This window comes from Neorhizobium sp. BETTINA12A (genome assembly GCF_023006485.1).
Taxonomy (GTDB): Bacteria; Pseudomonadota; Alphaproteobacteria; order Rhizobiales; family Rhizobiaceae; genus Neorhizobium.
Window position 1 is genome coordinate 1 of record NZ_JALBGW010000019.1, and the last position, 19,230, is coordinate 19,230.

Annotated in this window: 13 protein-coding genes, 1 tRNA gene and 2 pseudogenes; 7 read left to right on the forward strand and 9 right to left on the reverse strand. The window is 56.7% G+C overall.

The annotated features are described in order from the left end of the window. Window positions 1-284, reverse strand: a pseudogene (locus MOV61_RS08075) (exopolyphosphatase); the annotation flags it as partial. Between the two features lie 275 nt (window positions 285-559). Between MOV61_RS08075 and MOV61_RS08080 the strand changes: the two are divergent. Next, a tRNA-Gln gene (locus MOV61_RS08080) sits at window positions 560-633 on the forward strand. A 123-nt stretch (window positions 634-756) separates the two neighbouring features. On the opposite strand, the gene MOV61_RS08085 is transcribed toward MOV61_RS08080, so the two are convergent. Then, complete coding sequence (locus MOV61_RS08085) at window positions 757-1,131, reverse strand: hypothetical protein (protein WP_247136200.1); 375 nt, start codon at window positions 1,129-1,131, stop codon at window positions 757-759. Here MOV61_RS08085 and MOV61_RS08090 point away from each other — a divergent pair. From MOV61_RS08090 to MOV61_RS08115, 6 genes and pseudogenes are all read left to right on the forward strand, one after another. Then, window positions 1,112-1,432 (forward strand): hypothetical protein, encoded by a 321-nt coding sequence (locus MOV61_RS08090; RefSeq protein ID WP_247136201.1) that lies wholly within the window; start codon window positions 1,112-1,114, stop codon window positions 1,430-1,432. The genes MOV61_RS08085 and MOV61_RS08090 overlap by 20 nt on opposite strands. Continuing rightward, the gene (locus MOV61_RS08095; protein ID WP_247136202.1) at window positions 1,429-1,614 is read left to right on the forward strand and encodes a hypothetical protein; all 186 of its coding nucleotides are present in this window, start codon (window positions 1,429-1,431) and stop codon (window positions 1,612-1,614) included. The genes MOV61_RS08090 and MOV61_RS08095 overlap by 4 nt, the downstream gene beginning before the upstream one ends. Window positions 1,615-1,650: 36 nt before the next feature. Further along, window positions 1,651-2,124: a hypothetical protein gene (locus MOV61_RS08100; protein ID WP_247136203.1), complete on the forward strand. Its 474-nt coding sequence runs from the start codon at window positions 1,651-1,653 to the stop codon at window positions 2,122-2,124. An 83-nt stretch (window positions 2,125-2,207) separates the two neighbouring features. Beyond that, entirely contained in the window at window positions 2,208-2,486 is a 279-nt protein-coding gene (locus tag MOV61_RS08105) for a hypothetical protein (RefSeq protein WP_247136204.1), read from the forward strand. 59 nt (window positions 2,487-2,545) lie between these two features. Next, entirely contained in the window at window positions 2,546-4,102 is a 1,557-nt protein-coding gene (locus MOV61_RS08110; protein WP_247136205.1) for an ISL3 family transposase, read from the forward strand. An 82-nt stretch (window positions 4,103-4,184) separates the two neighbouring features. After that, window positions 4,185-4,493: pseudogene (locus MOV61_RS08115) on the forward strand (transposase); the annotation flags it as partial. Between the two features lie 144 nt (window positions 4,494-4,637). Here the strand turns inward: MOV61_RS08115 and MOV61_RS08120 are convergent. The 7 genes from MOV61_RS08120 to MOV61_RS08150 all read right to left on the reverse strand — a co-directional run bounded on the left by MOV61_RS08120 (window position 4,638) and on the right by MOV61_RS08150 (window position 19,229). Beyond that, window positions 4,638-8,672 (reverse strand): hypothetical protein, encoded by a 4,035-nt coding sequence (locus MOV61_RS08120; protein ID WP_247136206.1) that lies wholly within the window; start codon window positions 8,670-8,672, stop codon window positions 4,638-4,640. A 1,007-nt stretch (window positions 8,673-9,679) separates the two neighbouring features. Beyond that, window positions 9,680-10,285 carry a hypothetical protein gene (locus tag MOV61_RS08125; RefSeq protein ID WP_247136207.1) on the reverse strand — a complete coding sequence of 202 codons (606 nt, stop codon included), beginning with the start codon at window positions 10,283-10,285 and terminating at the stop codon, window positions 9,680-9,682. Window positions 10,286-10,305: 20 nt separating this feature from the next. Next, window positions 10,306-10,902: a hypothetical protein gene (locus MOV61_RS08130; RefSeq protein ID WP_247136208.1), complete on the reverse strand. Its 597-nt coding sequence runs from the start codon at window positions 10,900-10,902 to the stop codon at window positions 10,306-10,308. Continuing rightward, on the reverse strand, window positions 10,899-11,633 hold the full coding sequence (locus MOV61_RS08135; protein ID WP_247136209.1) for a hypothetical protein: 735 nt from the start codon (window positions 11,631-11,633) through the stop codon (window positions 10,899-10,901). Before MOV61_RS08135 ends, MOV61_RS08130 begins: the two co-directional genes overlap by 4 nt. 3 nt (window positions 11,634-11,636) lie before the next feature. Then, a complete protein-coding gene (locus MOV61_RS08140) occupies window positions 11,637-13,508 on the reverse strand; it encodes a hypothetical protein (RefSeq protein WP_247136210.1) in 1,872 nt (623 codons plus the stop codon). A 15-nt stretch (window positions 13,509-13,523) separates the two neighbouring features. Beyond that, entirely contained in the window at window positions 13,524-17,861 is a 4,338-nt protein-coding gene (locus tag MOV61_RS08145) for a hypothetical protein (protein WP_247136211.1), read from the reverse strand. A 705-nt stretch (window positions 17,862-18,566) separates the two neighbouring features. Next, window positions 18,567-19,229 (reverse strand): flavin reductase family protein, encoded by a 663-nt coding sequence (locus MOV61_RS08150; RefSeq protein WP_247136212.1) that lies wholly within the window; start codon window positions 19,227-19,229, stop codon window positions 18,567-18,569. Window position 19,230: the final 1 nt, after the last annotated feature.

Here is a 19,230-nt window from a genome sequence, read left to right on the forward strand (position 1 = left end):
TGCTCTGTCACGGGCGCCGCACCCGCGCCCTGTGCCGGCTGCTGAGCGCCGCCGGATTTCGCGCGCCGCCGCTTGCGCTTACGCGCCTGTGGGTTGGGTTCCTGGTTATGGGGACGTCCGGCAGGTGCAGTCGTATCGACCGCATCCGAATGGCTTGCAGGCGCCGCGTCACGACGTTTGCCGTTCCGCTTCGCCTTCCGACGCCTCGAGGACTTACCCTCTCCGCGCGGTACCTCCGACGCCCCGCCTTCCGGCGGCTTTGCGCCGCTATCGGGGTCCATCACTTTTATGTCCATCTCGCCGCGCAAAGCCTCTTGAAGGTATGCCGCTGGCGTCTGATTGTTTCGTTGGCGCGAAGATAACAGGCAGCGGCGTTTTCGCCAACGGCTTTTTGCCGCTCACGTCAGGGACGTGTCAGCGGGCAGCTTTCCAGCTTTTCCGCAGCGGCGGCGAGAAAGCTTCCACGGCATCGATTTTTTTCGAAATCGGTATTTGCAATCTGCCCGCTTTTGTTTATAAGCGCCGCACACCGGCCCGGGCATTCACCGGCGCGCCCTGCTGGGGAATAGTTCAACGGTAGAACGACGGACTCTGACTCCGTTAATCTTGGTTCGAATCCAGGTTCCCCAGCCAATCCATCTTTTTTGTTATTTTTCAGCCACTTAGCCGACCGTTGCCAAAGGCGACCGGAACAGTTTCCCGCATCACTTTTCCGGATCTTGCCGGCCCTTAGCCAGTGACTAGACACCCTCTCCATCAGCGCCTTCGCCTCTCAGCCTCTTGAGAGTCCCGATCGAGGCGATTTGCGTCCTTGCCCAAGGTTTCTACCATTAATCGTCCTGTTCGGTTCTTTTTCGTGAAATTATCCAACGATGGCGCTTCAATCATCCCGAAGCAGATGCGCGCCTTTCGCTTGCCGGAGCCCAAGACAAGTTGGCCGTCGCCGTCATCAATGGTCAGATATCGCAGCCCGAGGGCGGAAGGCCGATGACACGCCTTCTGAAGCCGTTCATCGAGGACCTCGATGGGGCGGTGGAGAACAAAGTCTTCTGCATGAGCCTCGGACGCAGTGTTGGCATGTTCCTGCGTATCGAAGGGCACGGCCGGCGAGATGGAGATCGATTTCATCATCGGCACCAAGATCCTCGACGTCGGTGTTGACTGCCCGGCGATCGGCCTGGTGCAGCTCGGAGGTGGAATGAAGGCCGATTTTGAACTTCGTCAGCGGATCGGTCGTGGTCTGCGCTATAAGAAGGTTGGGCCGAACGTCACGTTCATCGCGGACTACACGATCAACCTCAATGGCACGCTGCGCGATCACGCACGCCGTCGCGAGGGGATCGTCAGGGGAACGCCTGGCTTCGTTGAAGGCATTCTGCCCGCTAATCAGAACTTCCCTTGGGAAATCTTCGAACGCAAGGCTGCAGCATGAACGTGAACCCTATCCACCTCTTCAATGAACGCGGACATTCCATCATGTCCGCGGATCACCTGCACGCTGAGCTGAAGCGCCTTCAGAATGAGGTCAATCATCTTGAGCGCGTCAACCGCTCGCTTGCCATGCGCTTGGCTCAGTTGGCAGAGTCAGCCGATGACGATTTGGAAGCAATTTAGAGCTAGTAAGGTGCTATTTCCGGTAGAGAGCGCCCGATGAGCATAATGGAAGTTTCAAAAGTCAAAGCCGCCTTCGACAGGCTGAAGGTGATGTCTGACATTGTTGGCGTATTTACACGTCTCGGATTTGTCGGCGCGGGCTGGATTTGGTTCGCCAAACTAGGCGCGCGACTGATGGCAGATGCGTCTCAGCTCTATCAGCAGACCGGCGTTGATCCCGACTCTGTAAGCGTAATGCGCAACATTGTGGCGATCGGGCACATTTCGTTCGGTCTAATTTTCGCGATGCTGTTTATTCCCTTCGTTCGGTTCGTATGGATTCTTTGTGACACCGCGATCTCCGGTTTGACGAGTAAACCTGGAGTCTCCGAGCCTGAGCCGGACGCGTGGTTGCTCACAGGCATGGCGTTCTTGGCTCTGCTCGGAGTCGTCGGTGTGTTTGGTGCAATTCTGTTCCTGCAGATGGACGAGGCAATCTCGTCTCAGCTCAACGGCTCGATACCTAAATAGCCCAGCAGCTGCATAGCTAAATATGCAGCCAGCAATCGTGTCCCGCTATAAGTAAATAAACACTTACGTAGCAACAGGCGCTTATGAGCATTCCCAAGATCATCGCCCTGTGCGGGCATCCGACCAGCGGCAAGACCACCGCTGCCGAAATCATCAATGAGGTCTACGGCCACGAGTTGGCTGACGACGGCCGCCCTCTCCGGCTGATCGAGGGGCTCGACGGCAGGGTGGACAACGCGGTGTTCTGTATGAGCCTCGCACGCCGTCACGGCGTCGATGTCCCTGCTGTATCGAAGGGCGCGGCTGACAAGATCGATTACTTTATGGTCGAGCCTGTGTTTCGGCGTGCAAATTGGGTCTGACTCATTTCTGATGATCTTTGGGATTCGATTGGCACGGTTTCCGAAGGAGATTCAACGCCATGCGAGCCGAGTTCCGCCTTTCCGACCTGATCCCATCCAAATTTGTAGCCGAGACCGTAAGCGAGGACTCGGATACGATCCTCGTCACCGCGCGAGCGGCTTCGCCGAGCGGGTGTTGTCCGCTGTGCGGCACGACGTCATCCCGCGTTCACAGCCGCTACGGCCGAACAGTCTCCGATCTCCCATGCTGTGGGCGGCGGGTCGAATTGCGCGTTGAGGCTCGGCGCTTTGTCTGTACTGCTTCCCACTGTCGCCAGAAGATTTTCTCTGAGCGTTTCGGCGATAGCGTCTTGCCGGCCCGATCGCGCCGAACTGCCCGCCTGGAATATCTCGTCCATCACCTCGGCCTTGCTCTGGGCGGACGCCCCGCTGCGAGCTTCGCCAAACGGCTGATGTTACCGGTCAGCAATGATACACTGCTCCGCGTGGTGCGCCGCCGCGCCAGGTTACCAATCGAGCCGCTGACGGTCGTGGGCATCGACGATTGGGCGTTCCGCCGCAACTGTCGTTACGGCACCATCGTGTGCGATCTTGAGCGGCACCGGATCGTCAAGCTTCTGCCGGATCGCGAGATCGACACCGTGGCGGCATTCCTGGCGGGGCATACGACGATCAAGGTATTGTCGCGCGACCGTGGCGGCGGCTATGGTGAGGCTGGAATCCGGTCGCTGCCCGGTGTCGTCCAAGTCGCCGATCGCTGGCATCTGATGGAGAACGCCAGCGCCGTCTTCCTCGATGCGGTGCGCAAGTCAATGCACTCCATCCGAGTTGCGATCGGCGCAACCATTGTCGATTCCAAACTTCTGAGCGCAGCCGAATGCCTGCAATATGAAGGCTTTATACGGCGCGAGGAGGCCAATGCGGCCATCGTGGCTCTGCACAAGCAAGGTGTGCCGATCAAGGAGATCGTGCGCCGCGTCGGGCACAGCCGGGGTCTTGTACGCAAAGTGATCCGTGGTTTGCGGTCGGAGGTCTTCCGCACACGCGAAAGCACGCTCGACCGCTTCCTGTCCATTCTCGACGAGGAGTGGTGCAGCGGTTGTCGCAACGGTGCCGAACTGTGGCGTCGGTTGAAGACAAGGGGGTTTAGCGGCTCCCTTCGAGTTGTGACCGAATGGGCAACGCGCCGGCGGCGCTCTGAACAAACGACAGGTCCGCATCTGCAGAAGGTCCCATCTGCTCGGACCATTGCACGAATGCTGACGGTCGGGCGAGATCATCTGACCAAAGCAGAGACGGTGACCGTGACGACGATCGAGCGAGACGTGCCGATGCTCAGCTCGGCGCGCGAGATCATCGATGATTTCCATTCCATAATCCGAACTAGGACCGTTGCGAGACTTGATCCATGGGTCGAGGCCGCAAGCAGCAGCCTGGTCGCCTCATTCGCCCGCGGCATCATAAAAGATCACGACGCTGTCCATGCCGCAGTCACCGAACCTTGGTCGAACGGGCAAACCGAAGGCCACATCAACAGGCTCAAGGTCGTGAAACGCCAGATGTATGGTCGCGCCAAAATCGACCTGCTCGAAGCTCGGCTGATTGGCGCAACTTGAGATGGGCAATGTCATCAGAACTGCGTCAGACCCCAATATTGGACGCCGATAAGGGGTCAACATTCCGAGCCGATTGACACAGTGTGAACTGAAGCCCCGATGCTGTCCGAACATGCCTATGCGCAAAGTACCGCGCGATCTCAACGAGGATGCACGCGATGTCGCCAGAGCGATTGCCAAGACACCCGAATATGAGCAGTCACGGCATCGTCGAAAGAAGGTCGAAATGCTTTTCGCTCACCTCAAGCGCATTCTGCGGATGGCACGGTTACGGCTTCGAGGACCATGTGGCGCGAGAGACGAATTCCTGCTTGCGGCAACGGCACAGAACCTGAGGAGGCTGGCCAAACTCAGGCCTCAGATGCCGCCATGCGGTGCCATTGCCGCCTGAGGGCGGCATCGACCTATACCCTGCGCCAAGGTGCGGGGCAGATCACAGCATAGTTCAGCGTCCGAAAGACCAAAGAGGCGTCTGAGCGGATAATCCGTCGAGTTTTTCAACGATATCGGCCAGAAGCGGTCATCTCAATGTCAGCTACTTTTGAACTTTCTGATGGCTCACTCCCGTGTTGGGAATGGACGATTGGTTGCGTTTGCTTGCAGAGAATGTGACGCGACCATTTCGCTCTTTCTCTATCTCTGATTTTAAAGCGGTCGTAAGATATTCCGTTAGCTGCGCTTCGCGTTGTGGGCTATCTGCCAAGCCTAAGATGACTTCCCTGACGCCTCGTGGATCCCGAGAACGCTCCTGATTGAGCCATGAAAAAAGCCGAGCGGCGAAGCTCGGTGTTTCGAGAGGTGACTCGAGAAGTGCCCGGAACAAGATGCCAACATACGCTTCAGGCCATGCGTCTATCCTGTCGAGAAGCGCCTGGGCCGCCCCGTTAACTGTGCGGCGCCGGATTCCTTTGCGAAGAAGATGAATTGCTTTGCTTCGATGTTTTGGGAGCAATCGAGGCATTGCTGCAAAAACTGTTTCGACCGCCCTGGCAAATGCGACTTCCACCGCAGGAAGGAGTATCTTTTGGCTTCCTCCCCCAAGGACATCCGGAGGGCTGAGCAGCACCTCAATGACCGACACAGGATCACTTGTCTTTTCCAACCAGCGCTGGCAAATTCGGGCGCCGAATGGGGCTCTCTCAAGTCGGAGATGTGCCACGACTCGGGAGACTACAGCCGAGTCATTTGGGTAGGCTGATATCAGACCCATCAATATGGGCGCTCGGAAATTTGCTTTGTCTTCGCCTTCCCAAAGTTCTTCCGCGATTTTGCGAATGTGCGGGTGCGCTCCGACGATCGAAAGAAAACCCTCAACGAATGTTCTGCGCTGCTTGTCCGAGCGGCGCTGTGACACCCAAATCAATAGACGGTTCGTGATGTCATTAGCGTTTTTTGCCGTGTAGCATAGCAATCGAGCGACCTGCTCAGCGCCATCGCGGTGACCAAAAGCGTCGAACCAATCGAGCGCCTGTTTCACAACGCGCGACCGCTCCGCCTCACCCATCTTCTCTAAGACCGAGAGAAGCGATTTGATCACCTCGTGCGCGCCGGGGCGATCCTTTGGTGGTTCACCGAGCCAGTCGAGCACCCGGTTGACAATGCCTGGCCGTTCCGCCTCGCCTATAGCGCCCAACATTGCAAGTAGCACTGCGAGCACTTGATGTGCACCGGAGCGGTCTTTTTGCGGGTCGCAGTACAAGTCGAGCGCCTGGTTGACGACGCGCGACCGTTCCGCTTCATTGATCTTGTCCAATACCGCGAGCAGCGCTGTGAGCACGTGATGTGCACCGGGGCGGTCTGTTTGCGGATCGCAGTACGAGTTGAGCGCCTGGTTGACGACGCGCGACCGTTCCGCTTCATTGATCTTGTCCAATACCGCGAGCAGCGCTGTGAGCACGTGATGTGCACCGGGGCGGTCTGTTTGCGGATCGCAGTACGAGTTGAGCGCCTGGTTGACGACGCGCGACCGTTCCGCTTCATTGATCTTGTCCAATACCGCGATCAGCGCTGCGAGCACTTGGTGTGCACCGGGGTGGTCTTTTGGCGGATCGCCGAACCAGTCGAGCGCCCGTTTGACGACGCGCGATCGTTCCGCTTCAGTGATCTTGTCCAATACCGCGAGCAGGGCTGTGAGCACTTGATCTGCGCCGGGGCGATCTTTTGGCGGGTCGCCAAGCCAGACCAGCGACGGTGCGATAAGGTTCTGATCAAATTGATCATCTCTAGCCAGCCATTGGATAACCAAGGGAAGTGACGACGCGTCCGGGAAGCAATTTAAGAAATCCCGGGGCCATTTAGTCCATTCTTCCTTCATTCCGTCTTTTCGGGTCGCGAGGTATACGACCTCGGTGCCGGCATAGTCTTGCTGCTCCCGATCGAACAATACGTGAAGCACATCATGAACAATGTCGGGCGTTTCCGGGACACGATCTCTACAAGACATATAGAGCAGTTTTGCAGCGAGCGAGCATTTTCGCGCGCTTGGCCCGTCAGACTGCCGCAAAAGCAGCCGCGCACGCGTCAGCAGGTCAGCCGGTAAGGGACCAACAGATTGCTGTGTGCGTAACACAGCTAACCCACTCATCACGGAGACCTCGACATCAGCGTGAGATTTGACGCGGCGGGCGAGGTTTTCCAAGAGTCCGATTGCAGAGCCCTCTCGATTAGACTCCTGAAGCAATGACGGATAGCGCGAATACGCGGCTTGGAGGATGGCACTCATATCAATCAAGCGATCGGCCACCGCCAGGAGACCTGGCGCAAGGGCTTCGGCGAGGCTGTCATTGAGCGGAGTGCGGAGCATCGCCTCATGGGTCCATTCCACGAACAGGCGCCATGCAATCCGTGAATGCGCGAACTTAATCCCCGAGGCCCCAGAAAGCATCTTTGCGTCCAGATCGAAATGCCCCTGATCTTTGTCCGCAAGGCGCTGCAGCCATTTCATGGAATCGCCGCTGGGCACAAGCGAAGGATCGGCCGCTAGGTCGAGCGTGTTGACAGCCAGCACGCGTTTGACGGGCTCAAATGTGCCCTTGCTGTCCAGCCTGTGGCGAAAATTCCGTGCGAAAGCCACAAGTGGCTCGCCAACCTTCAATTCAAACAGGAACTCGACCAGCAAATCGGATTGGAGATCGGCGCCCTGATCCGTGAACTGCAGCCAGGAAATGAACGCCCGGCGCTCATCATCGTCGACAGCAAGCATCGTCCATTTCTCAATTGTAATCGTGTCACGGCAAACGCCACTAAACCTATCCAGTTCGGGGCTTGGTCCGCATGCAAGGATGCCGACGCGCCCGATATCTGAATCCAGCAATCGGGCTAAACGCCCATTGAAGTCATCGAGCGCAAGAGCCTTGTGCAGATCGTCGACCACGAACAGGACAGGCTCCGCCAAGGGCTCCCCGCTCTCGATGCGGTCGAGCAATTGAGCAGGTGAGCAGAGCGCGACGTGAATATTGGAATTTCGACTGATGAATTCTGCAACCAGTTGCAGGAGCAATATGGATTTTCCGTCACCAGACCGACCATCGATCCAGAATGCCGGCAGTCTCGTGTTGTCGAACCAACATTTTCCGAGCCATGTGTCTAGCCTATCGATGGCTTCACGCAGCTTGTCCGGGCGGGGACAATAAACACCCTTTCTGAGAAGGCGCCACGACGGCTCACGCCCCAAAGCGTCGCGCCGCGCCGCCACCGTCATCTCATCGACGATGCCAGGGAGAGATGCGACCAATTCCAGAGGTTGCAGCCAGTCGCCGGCCTTCCTGCCCAAGGCAAGCAAGCGATCGACGTCTCTACGCGGTAGCGAGATGCGCGTCGCTGCGTCGATCAGTACCGGCAAGTCAGCCTTCTTCAGACAGCGGGGCGCTCCCGTTATCGTTGTCTGCAACACTTTCACAATAACGCTTTGCACGAGGCGGGTACCCTCAGCCGCCGGGAGCCTTGATTCATTGAAGCCGAAATGGATGAGCCGGGTTTCAAGCACCTGATGCAATTCGTCGATATTGCCGGTCCCGCAATCCCAATGGATATTGCGGAGCAGATCTGCTCTCAACGCCTCATCATCACGGGCACTCACAAACGCCCTTGCGCGAGAAGAAAGCGTTCCTTCGGCGAGAAGGATATCTCGCAGCGGGGTGACGGGGGCGTCGGAGGCAGCCTTTCGCCAGTATGTCAAGCCCTCAACGCCATCGGGCCGATCCGTAAGCTTCTGCTCCATACCGACTGGCGACGTCGTCAGGAACCGGAGCGTAACGCGTTTATCTTTGTTGCGCTCCACCAGATCGACAAACCCGTCAATGGCCTTTCTCACCGCCTGCGAACGGAGCGTTACCGTTCCGCTTGCAGCCGTATCTTTGACCTGGACGGCACGAATAGCGTTCTGTGCCACCGTTGCGTAGTCCTCGGCGACTTCAAGCCAAAGGGATTCGCCATCCTCCAGTTCGAGCCATGCGATCGCGCTTGCATAGAGCTGGTAAGTATAGCCCCGAAGCGACGCAATAGCTCGTCGTGTTGCGTCTCCGCCCGGCTCGTCTAAAAAAGATAAGTCTACTGCAGAAGGTGGGGTCACAACTGATGGTCTCGTTGCTCACATTATAAATAAATCAGCGGAAAAAGTGTTCATCTTTACTTGTATCCAGACTGCGGCGAAAGACAAGCGAAGAGAATTTCCGCTTGTGGGCAGGTATGGCGAGGATCCCTACGACCGACAAAGAGGTACAGAGCTGCCGGACGCTTTGCGGCCGCCCCACTGCATACTTGACCTCCGAAAGCGGAAATTATTGCCGCCTTACCCGCCCGTTGACTGATGCCCAAAGCCAGGGCACAAGGGTGGCATCCACGGTCGCTCGCGATGGGAAAACAGAGGGAATTTCAAGGATTTTCTTCTAAGCCATTGAAATCATGTGAGAATCCACGGTCCCCAGGCGGCCACATTTCGCCCCCTACAAAACAGCTATAAGACCGGAAACTCTCTTACGAAAATTGTAGCCATTTTCAACTACTTACCGACTTTCGGGGCAAATAGCTCTGCGATTTTATAAGACGGAAAAGATAATCGGATTCGCACGAAAACCGGCTGGGGACCCAATTCTTGCGTTAGTGATCATTCCTTCTTCGTTGCGCGGCAACTCAGTCATTGGCGGTCTTCCAATTTCCCTGTTCGGAACACCAAGAGGCAGTGGCGGATTACGGTTGCAAAAAGTCGGATGATCGACCCATATTTCACGAAGGAGCCCAACGTTGACTCGTCCCACATGTCGAGTGAATAGCGCAGCATCAGTTTTGAACCGAATGCCATCTGGAACGAGCCTCTCACCCTCAGGCGGCGATGTCAAAAGCAACACATCTACCAATGAGAGTCCGGATGGTGCTTTCGCCAATGATCCAGACCATGCTGCGACCCGCTTTAGTTCACCTGGTTCTGATAAGCATCAGACAAGAGAAAACACTCTGAATGGGAATGTCGCTCAAGCTTCCTTAAGACGGGACATCCTCTCCGGTTTCTTTGGAGTTACTCCCAGCATCCTTTACCATCGAGAGTGTTAGCGTCGCCACCGTTTCGCTCGGAGTCCGACCCTACTTCACTCTTTTGAAGATCGCCACTCCGTCCGGCTTTTGCCAGGCGAAGGATAGTTTGCAGCCGACGAATGTCTTATCGACACTATCGAGGCGGAAGGATGCCGAATTCGGAACCTTGAGGCTCCACGATCCGGATGCTGTGAGCGGTCCAGCTAGAATAATGGCAACATGACCATGTGTGTCCCCTGGTTCGATCGCGACGACCGCATCACCTGCCGCCGCGGCATCTGCAGCGCTTTGCAATGTTGCTTGGCTCGATGCATCCCCGATCTTCGTCCAATGTGAACTTGCACCGATCTCCGAAGCAATCGTGTTTGCATCGCGCCAGCCCTGACCTCCTTCTGGCGCGAAGTCGTTGATGTTAAACAAAGCTTGCAGCGCCCTTGCGACGAACCAGTTGCACGCCGTCCTGTCGGATAGCGCGTTTTCGATCTTGTCGCCGTAATCTCTGCACTGCATGAATTGCATCAATTTGTCGTAGGACGAGAGGCGACGAGTCCCCTGCCAGTAAAAGGGATCGGAGTTCATGCAATCCGCATAAGCCACCGCAGTCGTCATTTGAAAAACGCAGGCGGTCACAACGGTAAGAAGAATTTTCTTCATGCTATTCCTCCATGACTTAGCTATTGGATTTGAAGAATTTTTGTGAGCGTCGGTACATCGGCATCCTGCGCTTGCAAAATCGATTTCTCCTCGCCGGCCGCCAGAGTTATGTCCACTACTGACGCGTCACTGCCGACGACTGTCAGCGTAACAGCAAGATCATCGAACACCTCGGCGTTTCCTCTTGGAGCGCTGTCAGCATAGACAAGCGTTAAGCCCCACTCCCCGGAAATTGGTTCGGCGATGGCGAGAGCCCCTTCAAGCGTTCCGTGCTTGGCTTCAGAACCAGGGGCGAGCAGTGTGCAAGCTTCCTGGACCGTCAATTTTGACAGCCGGGCGCATAGGCTGTTCAATTCCGTATCTCCACTGTCTGGCCAAATCATCGTAGGGTCGGTCTTAGGCCCTATTTCCAGCCCGATTATCGAACCCTCAGCCACATTAGCGGACCAATGAACCATCAGGACGTTCTGGTTCCCCGCGGCGGTGCTGCCCGAAGACGAAGCTGGCACAAGGAACATGACAAAAAGCACGGTCGCCGAGATAAAGGCGCAACTCAGCATATCGATCGCAGCAACTCCGAGCGTGATGAAAAAAGAGATTTTGCCCGGTGCGGTCATTGCCGCTCCTCGCAGATTGGGTCCTGTTTCAATGGGTGGTAGTCGTACCCGTGTGCCCACCGGTCTACCGGGACTGCGCATGTATCCAGTCTGGAACTATCATTATCTTGATAGCAACCATACGCCTCGCTCGGAGCCTGCTCATTCGCCGCGATAAATTTCGTCCAATATGTTGTTTCTGCCTCAGCCAGTTCTTCGCCGAAAAGGCACTGGGTTACCTCCGAGCAACTCAATTTGATCGGTTCGTCTGCCTCAGGATCAATGGCAATCTGTCCCTGGCCACCAGTGCCGCAACGGACATCTTGCGTGACGAGATGGCTGTTTACCGCCAAAGCGATGCGAGCCGAGAATTCCCGGTTTGCCCTGGCCGGTTCCAGAATCAATTTGCCAGGCGAAGCGCTCGTTGAAATGAGAATTGCCGTCGCCTGGTTGAGCGCGGAACCGTGGCCCGAGATTGATCTGTACCCGGATTCATCGCTTTTGGGCTTCAAGAGGTCCCCATAGGCTGACTTTACGATGATCATCGTTGGTGCGAGTTGACTGCCCGCACCAGCTTGCACGCCGCTATCGCGGCCGTCTTTCAAGCTGCCAATCATCGCGCTGGAGCGGTCGGATCTTTGCGACGGCTGAAACACGATAAAAAGCATGATCCCAGCAGTCAGGCAGCAGAGGAGAAGATCGATAGCGGAGATGATCAGGAGACCAGCTAAGGGTGAACTGCGGCGTGCCATAGGTCAAAGCCCCGGATCCAATAGTCGCTCGCTTTCTTCAATCACCTGCCTTTCCCGAGTTGCCTGCCATAGGTCTAGGGGAGCAAACACAAGGAGAGCACTAAGCGCCATAAACGTGGTCGAGAAACACAAAGAAAGCGTAGAGGTGACATCGGAAACCGCCGTCACTTGCGATATCGCGTCGCGTGCGCGCGGTATGTTATCGGCTAGCGCAAGCGCTTCGATGAGGCTCCGGACCGTGCCGACGAATCCGATCGTCGGTAGCAATGGAAGCCCTGCCAGAAAGAAAAACCTGCTTCGGTCGACGATTTTCAACTCATGCTCAGCGACGCGCCGCACACGATCGTAGTCTACCGTCTTGTTCGACGACTGCTGCTCTGCCACCTCCACGGCGGCTACCATGATCTCGCGCGGTGCGCTTCGTCCGACACGTCGATTGAGCATCGCGGCCAGGATTTTCAATGGCAATGCGGGTGGCATATTCGTTTCAGCGGCTGCCTCCATTACATCGTTTATCTTCCGGAGATGGCGGATATCAAGGATGTTCATGGCCTGTTGCCACAGCAGGCAGAGGCCCAGAAAAACGGTGACGATGAGGATCGCGAGCCGCTCCCATCCGATGAAGAAGTTGACACCGATCCGGGCGTCTCGCACCTCCGGCGCAGAACCTGCCTCAGATGCGATAGCGCGCATGAAGGCGATAACTGCTGCTTGCTGAGCAGTTTCATTGTCGAAGTCACTTGCTTTCCAGTTCGCCCAGCCGAGTGCCACGCTCACGATTTCGGCATCGTTCAAGCGGTCGTTTGGTTTCTCCAGCAAAGGCCAGATTTTTCCGCTAGCCCTGGCGCGATAATCGGCCCCAAGATGGTGCTGCGTAAGCTCGTCATCACCGTAGCAAACTTCCTTCCGGTTCGGGGAACCGGGTGGGGACAAGACATCTATCAATGGCTTGACCCCTGCCGACCCGAGGACTGTTCGCCCGAGCGAACGAGGCTGCGATTGCTCGACACCTCCCTCATGTGCATCGAGCGGCATTTCAAGATAAGGTTGTTGCGCTGCAATCGCCGACAGGCCTGCAACGCGGCAAGCTAAGCTGCTGTTGACTTCGGTTGAGGCGCCTGCCGGGGGTACATCGAAGTTTGCCTTCAACCGGCCAGCCAGTCTCACCAGCAGTTCTGAGGTTGGCATGCCGGGTAGATAGACATCAGGCCGGACAAGGAGCGCCGCGATCAAGCCGTTTCGGGTGCTCCCAACGCCGGTTGTGGTGTACAGATCCGATGCGGACTTCTCCTTGCTGTCCAATAAACCAAGACTTTGCAACAAAAAGAACACATCTTTCCGAGCAAGGGGTTTTGGAGGGTCTTTGTCTTCAAATGGCTTGCACGCGTCATAGGACCGGCTCTCTGCTGTGAAATTTCGGGAGCCGGATTGTTGAGATAAAACGCGCGTCACGGCATCGGACTGGCAGTGCGCGAGATATAGTCTGCGATACGTCTCCGAGACCATCGGAACATAAAGAAAATAGACGGCGACGATGACTGAGAGCAACAGGGCGAAAATACCTCCGCCGAGAGCGATCGCCCAGCCGGGCAGGAACGACAACCATTTCCGATCCTGCGTGCCTTCCAGCTCCTCCGCCGTGAAATAATCACGCAAATTTAGCTTGCCGACGTCCGGAATAGCAGGCGCGGCAGCACCCGCCACTGCGTTCTGCTCCTGAAGCCTTCGAGCGAGATCGACAACCCTTTTGCCGAGGTCTCCGGCCCGTGCCGACGCGATCGGCAGTCTGGAAATCGCAAAAAGTATCACAGAGAGAAGACCGATCACAAAAACCGGCCAAACTATCACTGCAAGAGCGCTGGAAACGGTGTGCATGAAATCACTTTCTGGTCAGTTGCAGGCATTTCCGAAAAGGCCGAAAACGGGATTGCGACGAAACCCGCGCTGTCGCCAATCACTCGACTCTAGCGAAAGGACATCGCCGAGTTTCGACATCAGGGTATTCCCCTTCGCAAGGCTTAGCTCAGCCTGCCCGGAGATCGCTTGCCGCGATGCCCGGCGTCGGCAACTCTCGTCCAAGGTTCGCGTTATGAGGTATGCGTTGACGTCAGACATCAGAAGCAATCGCTCCCCGCCGGAAACATCGCCCAAGAAGTCGATGGCCCAGTCTGTCTCCTCGAGTGAGCTTTCCATAACCTCAACCGCGTCGTTCATGAGCGCGCTAGTGTTACCGGTTTGCCAGGGTCGCTCCCTTGAATATCTGTCGAGGCGCAACGCGGTGATCGAGACCAGCTTGTTCTCCCTGGTCCGTAGTTTCAACGTGTCGGCGCCATCCGCCTTGCCGCCCTCATGCTCGCTAACAAGCCAGGCATCATCAGTCTCGGCCATCACGAACAGCGAACTTTCCACCGACTTCGTGAGCAAAGATGCGGCGAGGTCGGGAGGGGAGGAGGAGGCGGCCCATTCGATCAGAGAGCCTTGGGAGATTTCGAAGGTAACTCCCGATCTGTCTACGAAGGACACTGGCTTGCCCTGGTCGTCCCAACCCACCGCTATCTGGCAAACCTCGTTTTCGAGCACGGCGCAACGCCACTCGGAAACGGTTGGGCCGCGGTCTTCTTCGGAATACAACTGCTGCCGTGCCGTGCCCCTGATGATTGCGTCTTCGAGGTCGGTGGCCTTTGCCGGGCTTTCGACAAGGGTCCTGGCACTGGACCAGTTGAGCTTCGTGAGATCGAGCATCGCGGATTTCACGTGACCATCGGCCAGGTTGATGGCGCAGAGTTTTCCCGCCTCGCAGTAGGGTACCGATGTTCCGCATCTCGGTCGCGTGCCGAAGATCATTGCACCCGCATCGACTGACCGAGAGAGAAAATTGGGGCGGTCTGGGCCTGTTGCCCATCCGACCCAGCCGAAGCATTCGTTTCCAAACAAGGCAACGACCTCGGGCGATACTGCATGCGATGACGTTTCGACAGTTCCCGTTTTGATGTTCGTGGCGACGATGTGCCGCCCGCCGTCGAAGGAAATTCGGATTGGCCCGGTTTTGCCGAGAACGCTGGTTGACGATGATATGCCGAGCTGATCCTCGGTTTTCCGAGAGCCGGCTTGCTGATCCGGGGGCGACGCGACTTCGGGCTGCCTTTCTGCAGGCTGGCTTTTCGGATCGGTCCCCTGTGTCGGATGATTGTCTTCAGCGGGTTTCACCTGGCCGATCTGCCCACCCTCTGTCAGTTTTTCTGGTTGACTGGATCCTCCTGAATTGGAGTTGTCAGCTACCTTTTGTCCGACCTTGACCGCACTGCCGCCATCGGAAGACAACTCGTTGGCCTCGGCATTCGCGTCAGAACCATCGTCGTCGCTGACGTCGACACTACCCTTTGCCCCACCCGAAATTTCGAAATTAAGCGGCAATTTCAGGTTGGGCTGTTTCAGCGCGTCAACAATCCCGTTAATGATATCTCTCGCGATCGCGTCCGTGCCACGGTTTGGGTTCTTTATAACAAAGCCGAACTTTGCGATGTTGGGAACGCGGGCCGATATTCTGAGCTGCCGCTCGCTTGCGGCTATCTTCAGTTTAACGGGCAGGATCAGACGGAGTTCAGTCTGCATCGCTACGCTGAGCTTCAAATCGAAGCCGCCAGTGAATGACGCTTCGGCATTCCCCAGAGCCCCGGCGCTGGCGGCAGCTTTAAGACACACGCCTCCTGCACTTGTTAGGCCGCACGATGAGGTTTTCTGTGGCAGTGGGCTGTTGCAGAGAGACGGAGGCACTTGAATTAGAAGACTGCCGGATGCTTTGAAGAAGAGAAACGATAGGTCTTGGTCCTGCGAAACCAGGCAGTCGGCCCCGGAGATCCGGATTTCGCTGCTCTGATGGATGATGTCGTCGAGAAAGCCTGCCGTGGTCGATTTGGCGACGCCCTCTTTCGCCTTGAAATCGATAGATCCATCTACAGTGTAGAGTGGGACACTGACGAGAGATGCCTTACCCGCGATTGATACTTTTTGCGCCTCCGGATTGGCCGAGAGCGTTCCATCTATATTGAACAGATATTGGACAGCACTCTGGCCGATGGTAATACGCGTGGTTACCTGGACCTGTCCGTCCTCGCGCTTCTTAAGTGGTATCCTGACCTGAGACAGATTGAGCCATGGTGGGATGGGAACGTCGGTCGGTATGACGATTTCGTTCGGAGAGGTCAGTTCCAGCTTCCCGTTCGCCGTCGAATAGCGGAATGGGATATCGGGGATCGCGATCACGTCGAAGAGCGCGTTCATCTTGATTTTCCCAGTGACGACGACGGGGCTGAACTGAGTGAGAGCGTCGAACTCAACCGGGCCTGTGCGGAAGATGCCAGCAATGCTTCCAAACGCGCCGGTTTCTTTCACCATCAGGTTCTCGATCCTGATGGATGGATAAATCTTCAGCGTCACGGTGCCTTCGAACAGATCGGCAATCTTGACATCGGCGCTTGTGACGATGTCTCCGTTTTTACAAAACCCACCCGTGGCACCATCCGGGCAAAGCTGAACATCGCTTAGCGTCAACCCGGCGAATTCGACCCGCCTTCCAGATATTGTTTTTTGTATTGCGGTGACCATCTCCTGCCGAAGGTTCGGAAGTGACAACCGGACATCGCTCTCGCTCACAACGACGGGCGCGGAAAACGGTGTGCCGAGAAACACGCCGGCCAACGCCCCTTCGAGCCTTCCATCGGCGAGTTTCAGCCCGCTTATCCTAAGCGAAAGGTCACCAGCACTCAGACTAGATTGTCTTAGCAATTCATCTGCGAGCCTATCCAAGCCGCTGAACGTTGCAGCCTTCCAATCGAAAACGGGGCGGCCATCCTCAACGAGAAGGCCCACATTCGAGATCACGACGCCAAGAGCGGGAGACGACAGCACGGCAATCGGTTTCGATGGAAGTTCAGTATCGGTTGGAGGCACGAGGGCAATCGACACGGGAATTCCGAAGACTGTGAACGTCCCGTTCGCGTTCTTAGAAACGAAGTCCGCCACCTGGGTATACAGGGTCTGTTCGACCGTCTTCGTCGCGTATTTTTTTAGACTTTCCCTAGCCGCCTGCGCGATCGCTTCAGAGACTCTCGCAAAGGCGGCGCCATTTGAGGGCAGATGCGCTTCCAGACCAACCCATTGGCTGGGTTCGTCGTCGATCGCGAACGCGACCTCTGCCGTCAACCGCGTCTCGCTAATCGAAACATTGCGTAGCCGCAGCCAACCCAGTGGAAGGTCTTGCAATGTTTTGCCGCCCCAGCGTTGAATCATTTTCTCTAAGGAGGCAAGATCCACGAATTGGCTCATCCGTGTCGAGAGATAGCCTTTGAGCTTATCTGTGTTCAGATTGGATAGCCGAACCTGAGGTCGACCGTCTGGGGCGATCCGGAACTCTGCTGCCGATGGCAGGACCGCCGCGAGCTCTGTATCGGTGCCGATCCATTCGACGTCGGCTGACAAGACTTGATCCCCGTGGTCCCAACGATCCCAATCCACCTGGAAATTATTGAGCCGCACCGCGCCAACATCGGTAGACTTCGCGTTCAGCACGGCGCCGAGCCTTACCCGGAACACCCGATCGAGGATTTCGAGTGATGCCTTCTGCCCCGCATCCAGCGATTCTTGTATGCCAAGTGCTGCCGCTAAGGACCTCAAGCCAAAGTCCGGTTTGTGTCTATCCGGCTTCCAATCTCCTTGAAGAATCGTGCCAAAAGCTCCTGGTGCGACCACGCTGATAGTCAGAGGAATATCGTCGATTGAAGTCGGCATCCGGGTCAGAGTGGCCTGATACCGAAAACCTTTCGGAAGCGGAAGGACAATTGCCAGCGTCGCTTCGAGCCGCTCCGGATCGAATGAGAGGTTCGCGATACCGACGCTTGTCGAAAGGGTGATCGCCTGCACATTGTCGACCAGAAAAGTCGCACCCTGAAAGCTCAGACCTAAGGGGTATAAAATCTGATCACAGCCGTCCTGCTGCATCGTCAGATCGAGTGCCAGCGTCGTGGCAACCCGGTTATCGGTTCGCACCGGATCCAAGAACTCGTAAACGAGATCGCCGACCAGCGACTGTGCAGGGTTTACAAGAACCGTTCTTGCCGGGATACCTCCGGCCGGAATTAACTCGTTCGAACAGCCGGTTTGAGCCTGCGCGCTGCCGCATGTCAGGAATATTAGAAAAGCTAGTATAAGGCTGAATCGATACCTAACCAAGACCGTTCCCCTCGATCCAGCTACTACCTAGGGTACTTATTCAGCGATGATTTAATCCTGTCGAATCTTTTTGAAAGTTATCCCCATCGGAGTGGAGAGGCCGCCAGATCAACCCTCCCTTTCGTCGCTCAGGGAGGACAGAAGTTTAGCCAAAGCGACATCAGGCGCTTCCGCAATTTGGTCAACTACGCTCGTGACTCGCCGATTTGTCGGCGCCCTCAATTGCCGCGATGCAGCGAACACTCAGTCCGCAACGATCGGCCGGTCCTCCCTTGTCAAATTAACGACCGAAATAAGCGCGCGAAGCAGCCGTGGGTGGGGTCGGCTTCTCGAGGGCAAATCTGCCTCCATGTCGGAAATGATTTCCGCGAACGCCCCAATGTTGACTGATGCCCAAAGCCAGGGCACAAAGGTGGCATCCATGGTCGCTCGCGATGGGAAAACAGAGGGATTTTCAAGGCGCTTCCGCTAAGCCATTGAAATCATGTGAGAATCTAGGTTCCCCAGCCAATTCTTTCTAAAATTCCCTTTCCGGATATCGTTTTGGCATCATTGGCGACCTGATGCCAAGAAGTGGTGCCCACAGGTGATGTCCACGCGCGAAATCGCGCGGCGGCGTCGCTCCCGGCCGCCGGCTTCTACTCAGCCCTTATTGTTCGGACCATAAGAAGGCACAGATCACGCGGAGGAAGCGGATAAACGCGCTTATTCCGCCGCCGCCTTCGCGCTATCCTTCCGGCTTTCCCATTCCTGCGGGGTCAGTGTCTTGATGTCGAATTGGTCGCGGGTCCGGGCATAGGTGTGCCCGCCCATGCGCCCCACTGCGTCCATGAGCTGCTGGTCGATATGCAGGTTCGACGGGTTGACCGCGTCGCTGCGGACATAGACGCCGAGCACCTGGCCTAGGATGATTTCCCGCGCCGGGCCGACCTGCAGGGTCGTGTGACGGCGGCATTCGAGCGCTGCCGGTGCCGCGAGAATGCGCGGGCTGCGCACCATCTGGCCGGGGACGGTCGCAAGGCCTGCCTCCTCCATCTCGTCGACCTCGGGGCCGAACTTGATGGCGCAGACCTCCATCTGGTCGACCAGCGCGTTATCGCAGATGTGCACCGTGAACTCTCCGGTCTCGCGGATGTTGCGGGCGGTATCTTTGAAGCGCATGTCCGAATAGTTTTCGACGCCGATGGCGACGATGGCCGGATCATGGGTCAGCACATTGAAGAAGCTGAACGGACCCGCATTGGGCTGCCCTTGCCTGCTGACCGTCGTCACCAGGGCGATGGGGCGCGGGATCACGGTGCCGATCAGAAGCTTGTAGCGCTCGCGCTCGTTAAGCTTGGCGAAGTCGAAATGAGTATGGTCGGTCATG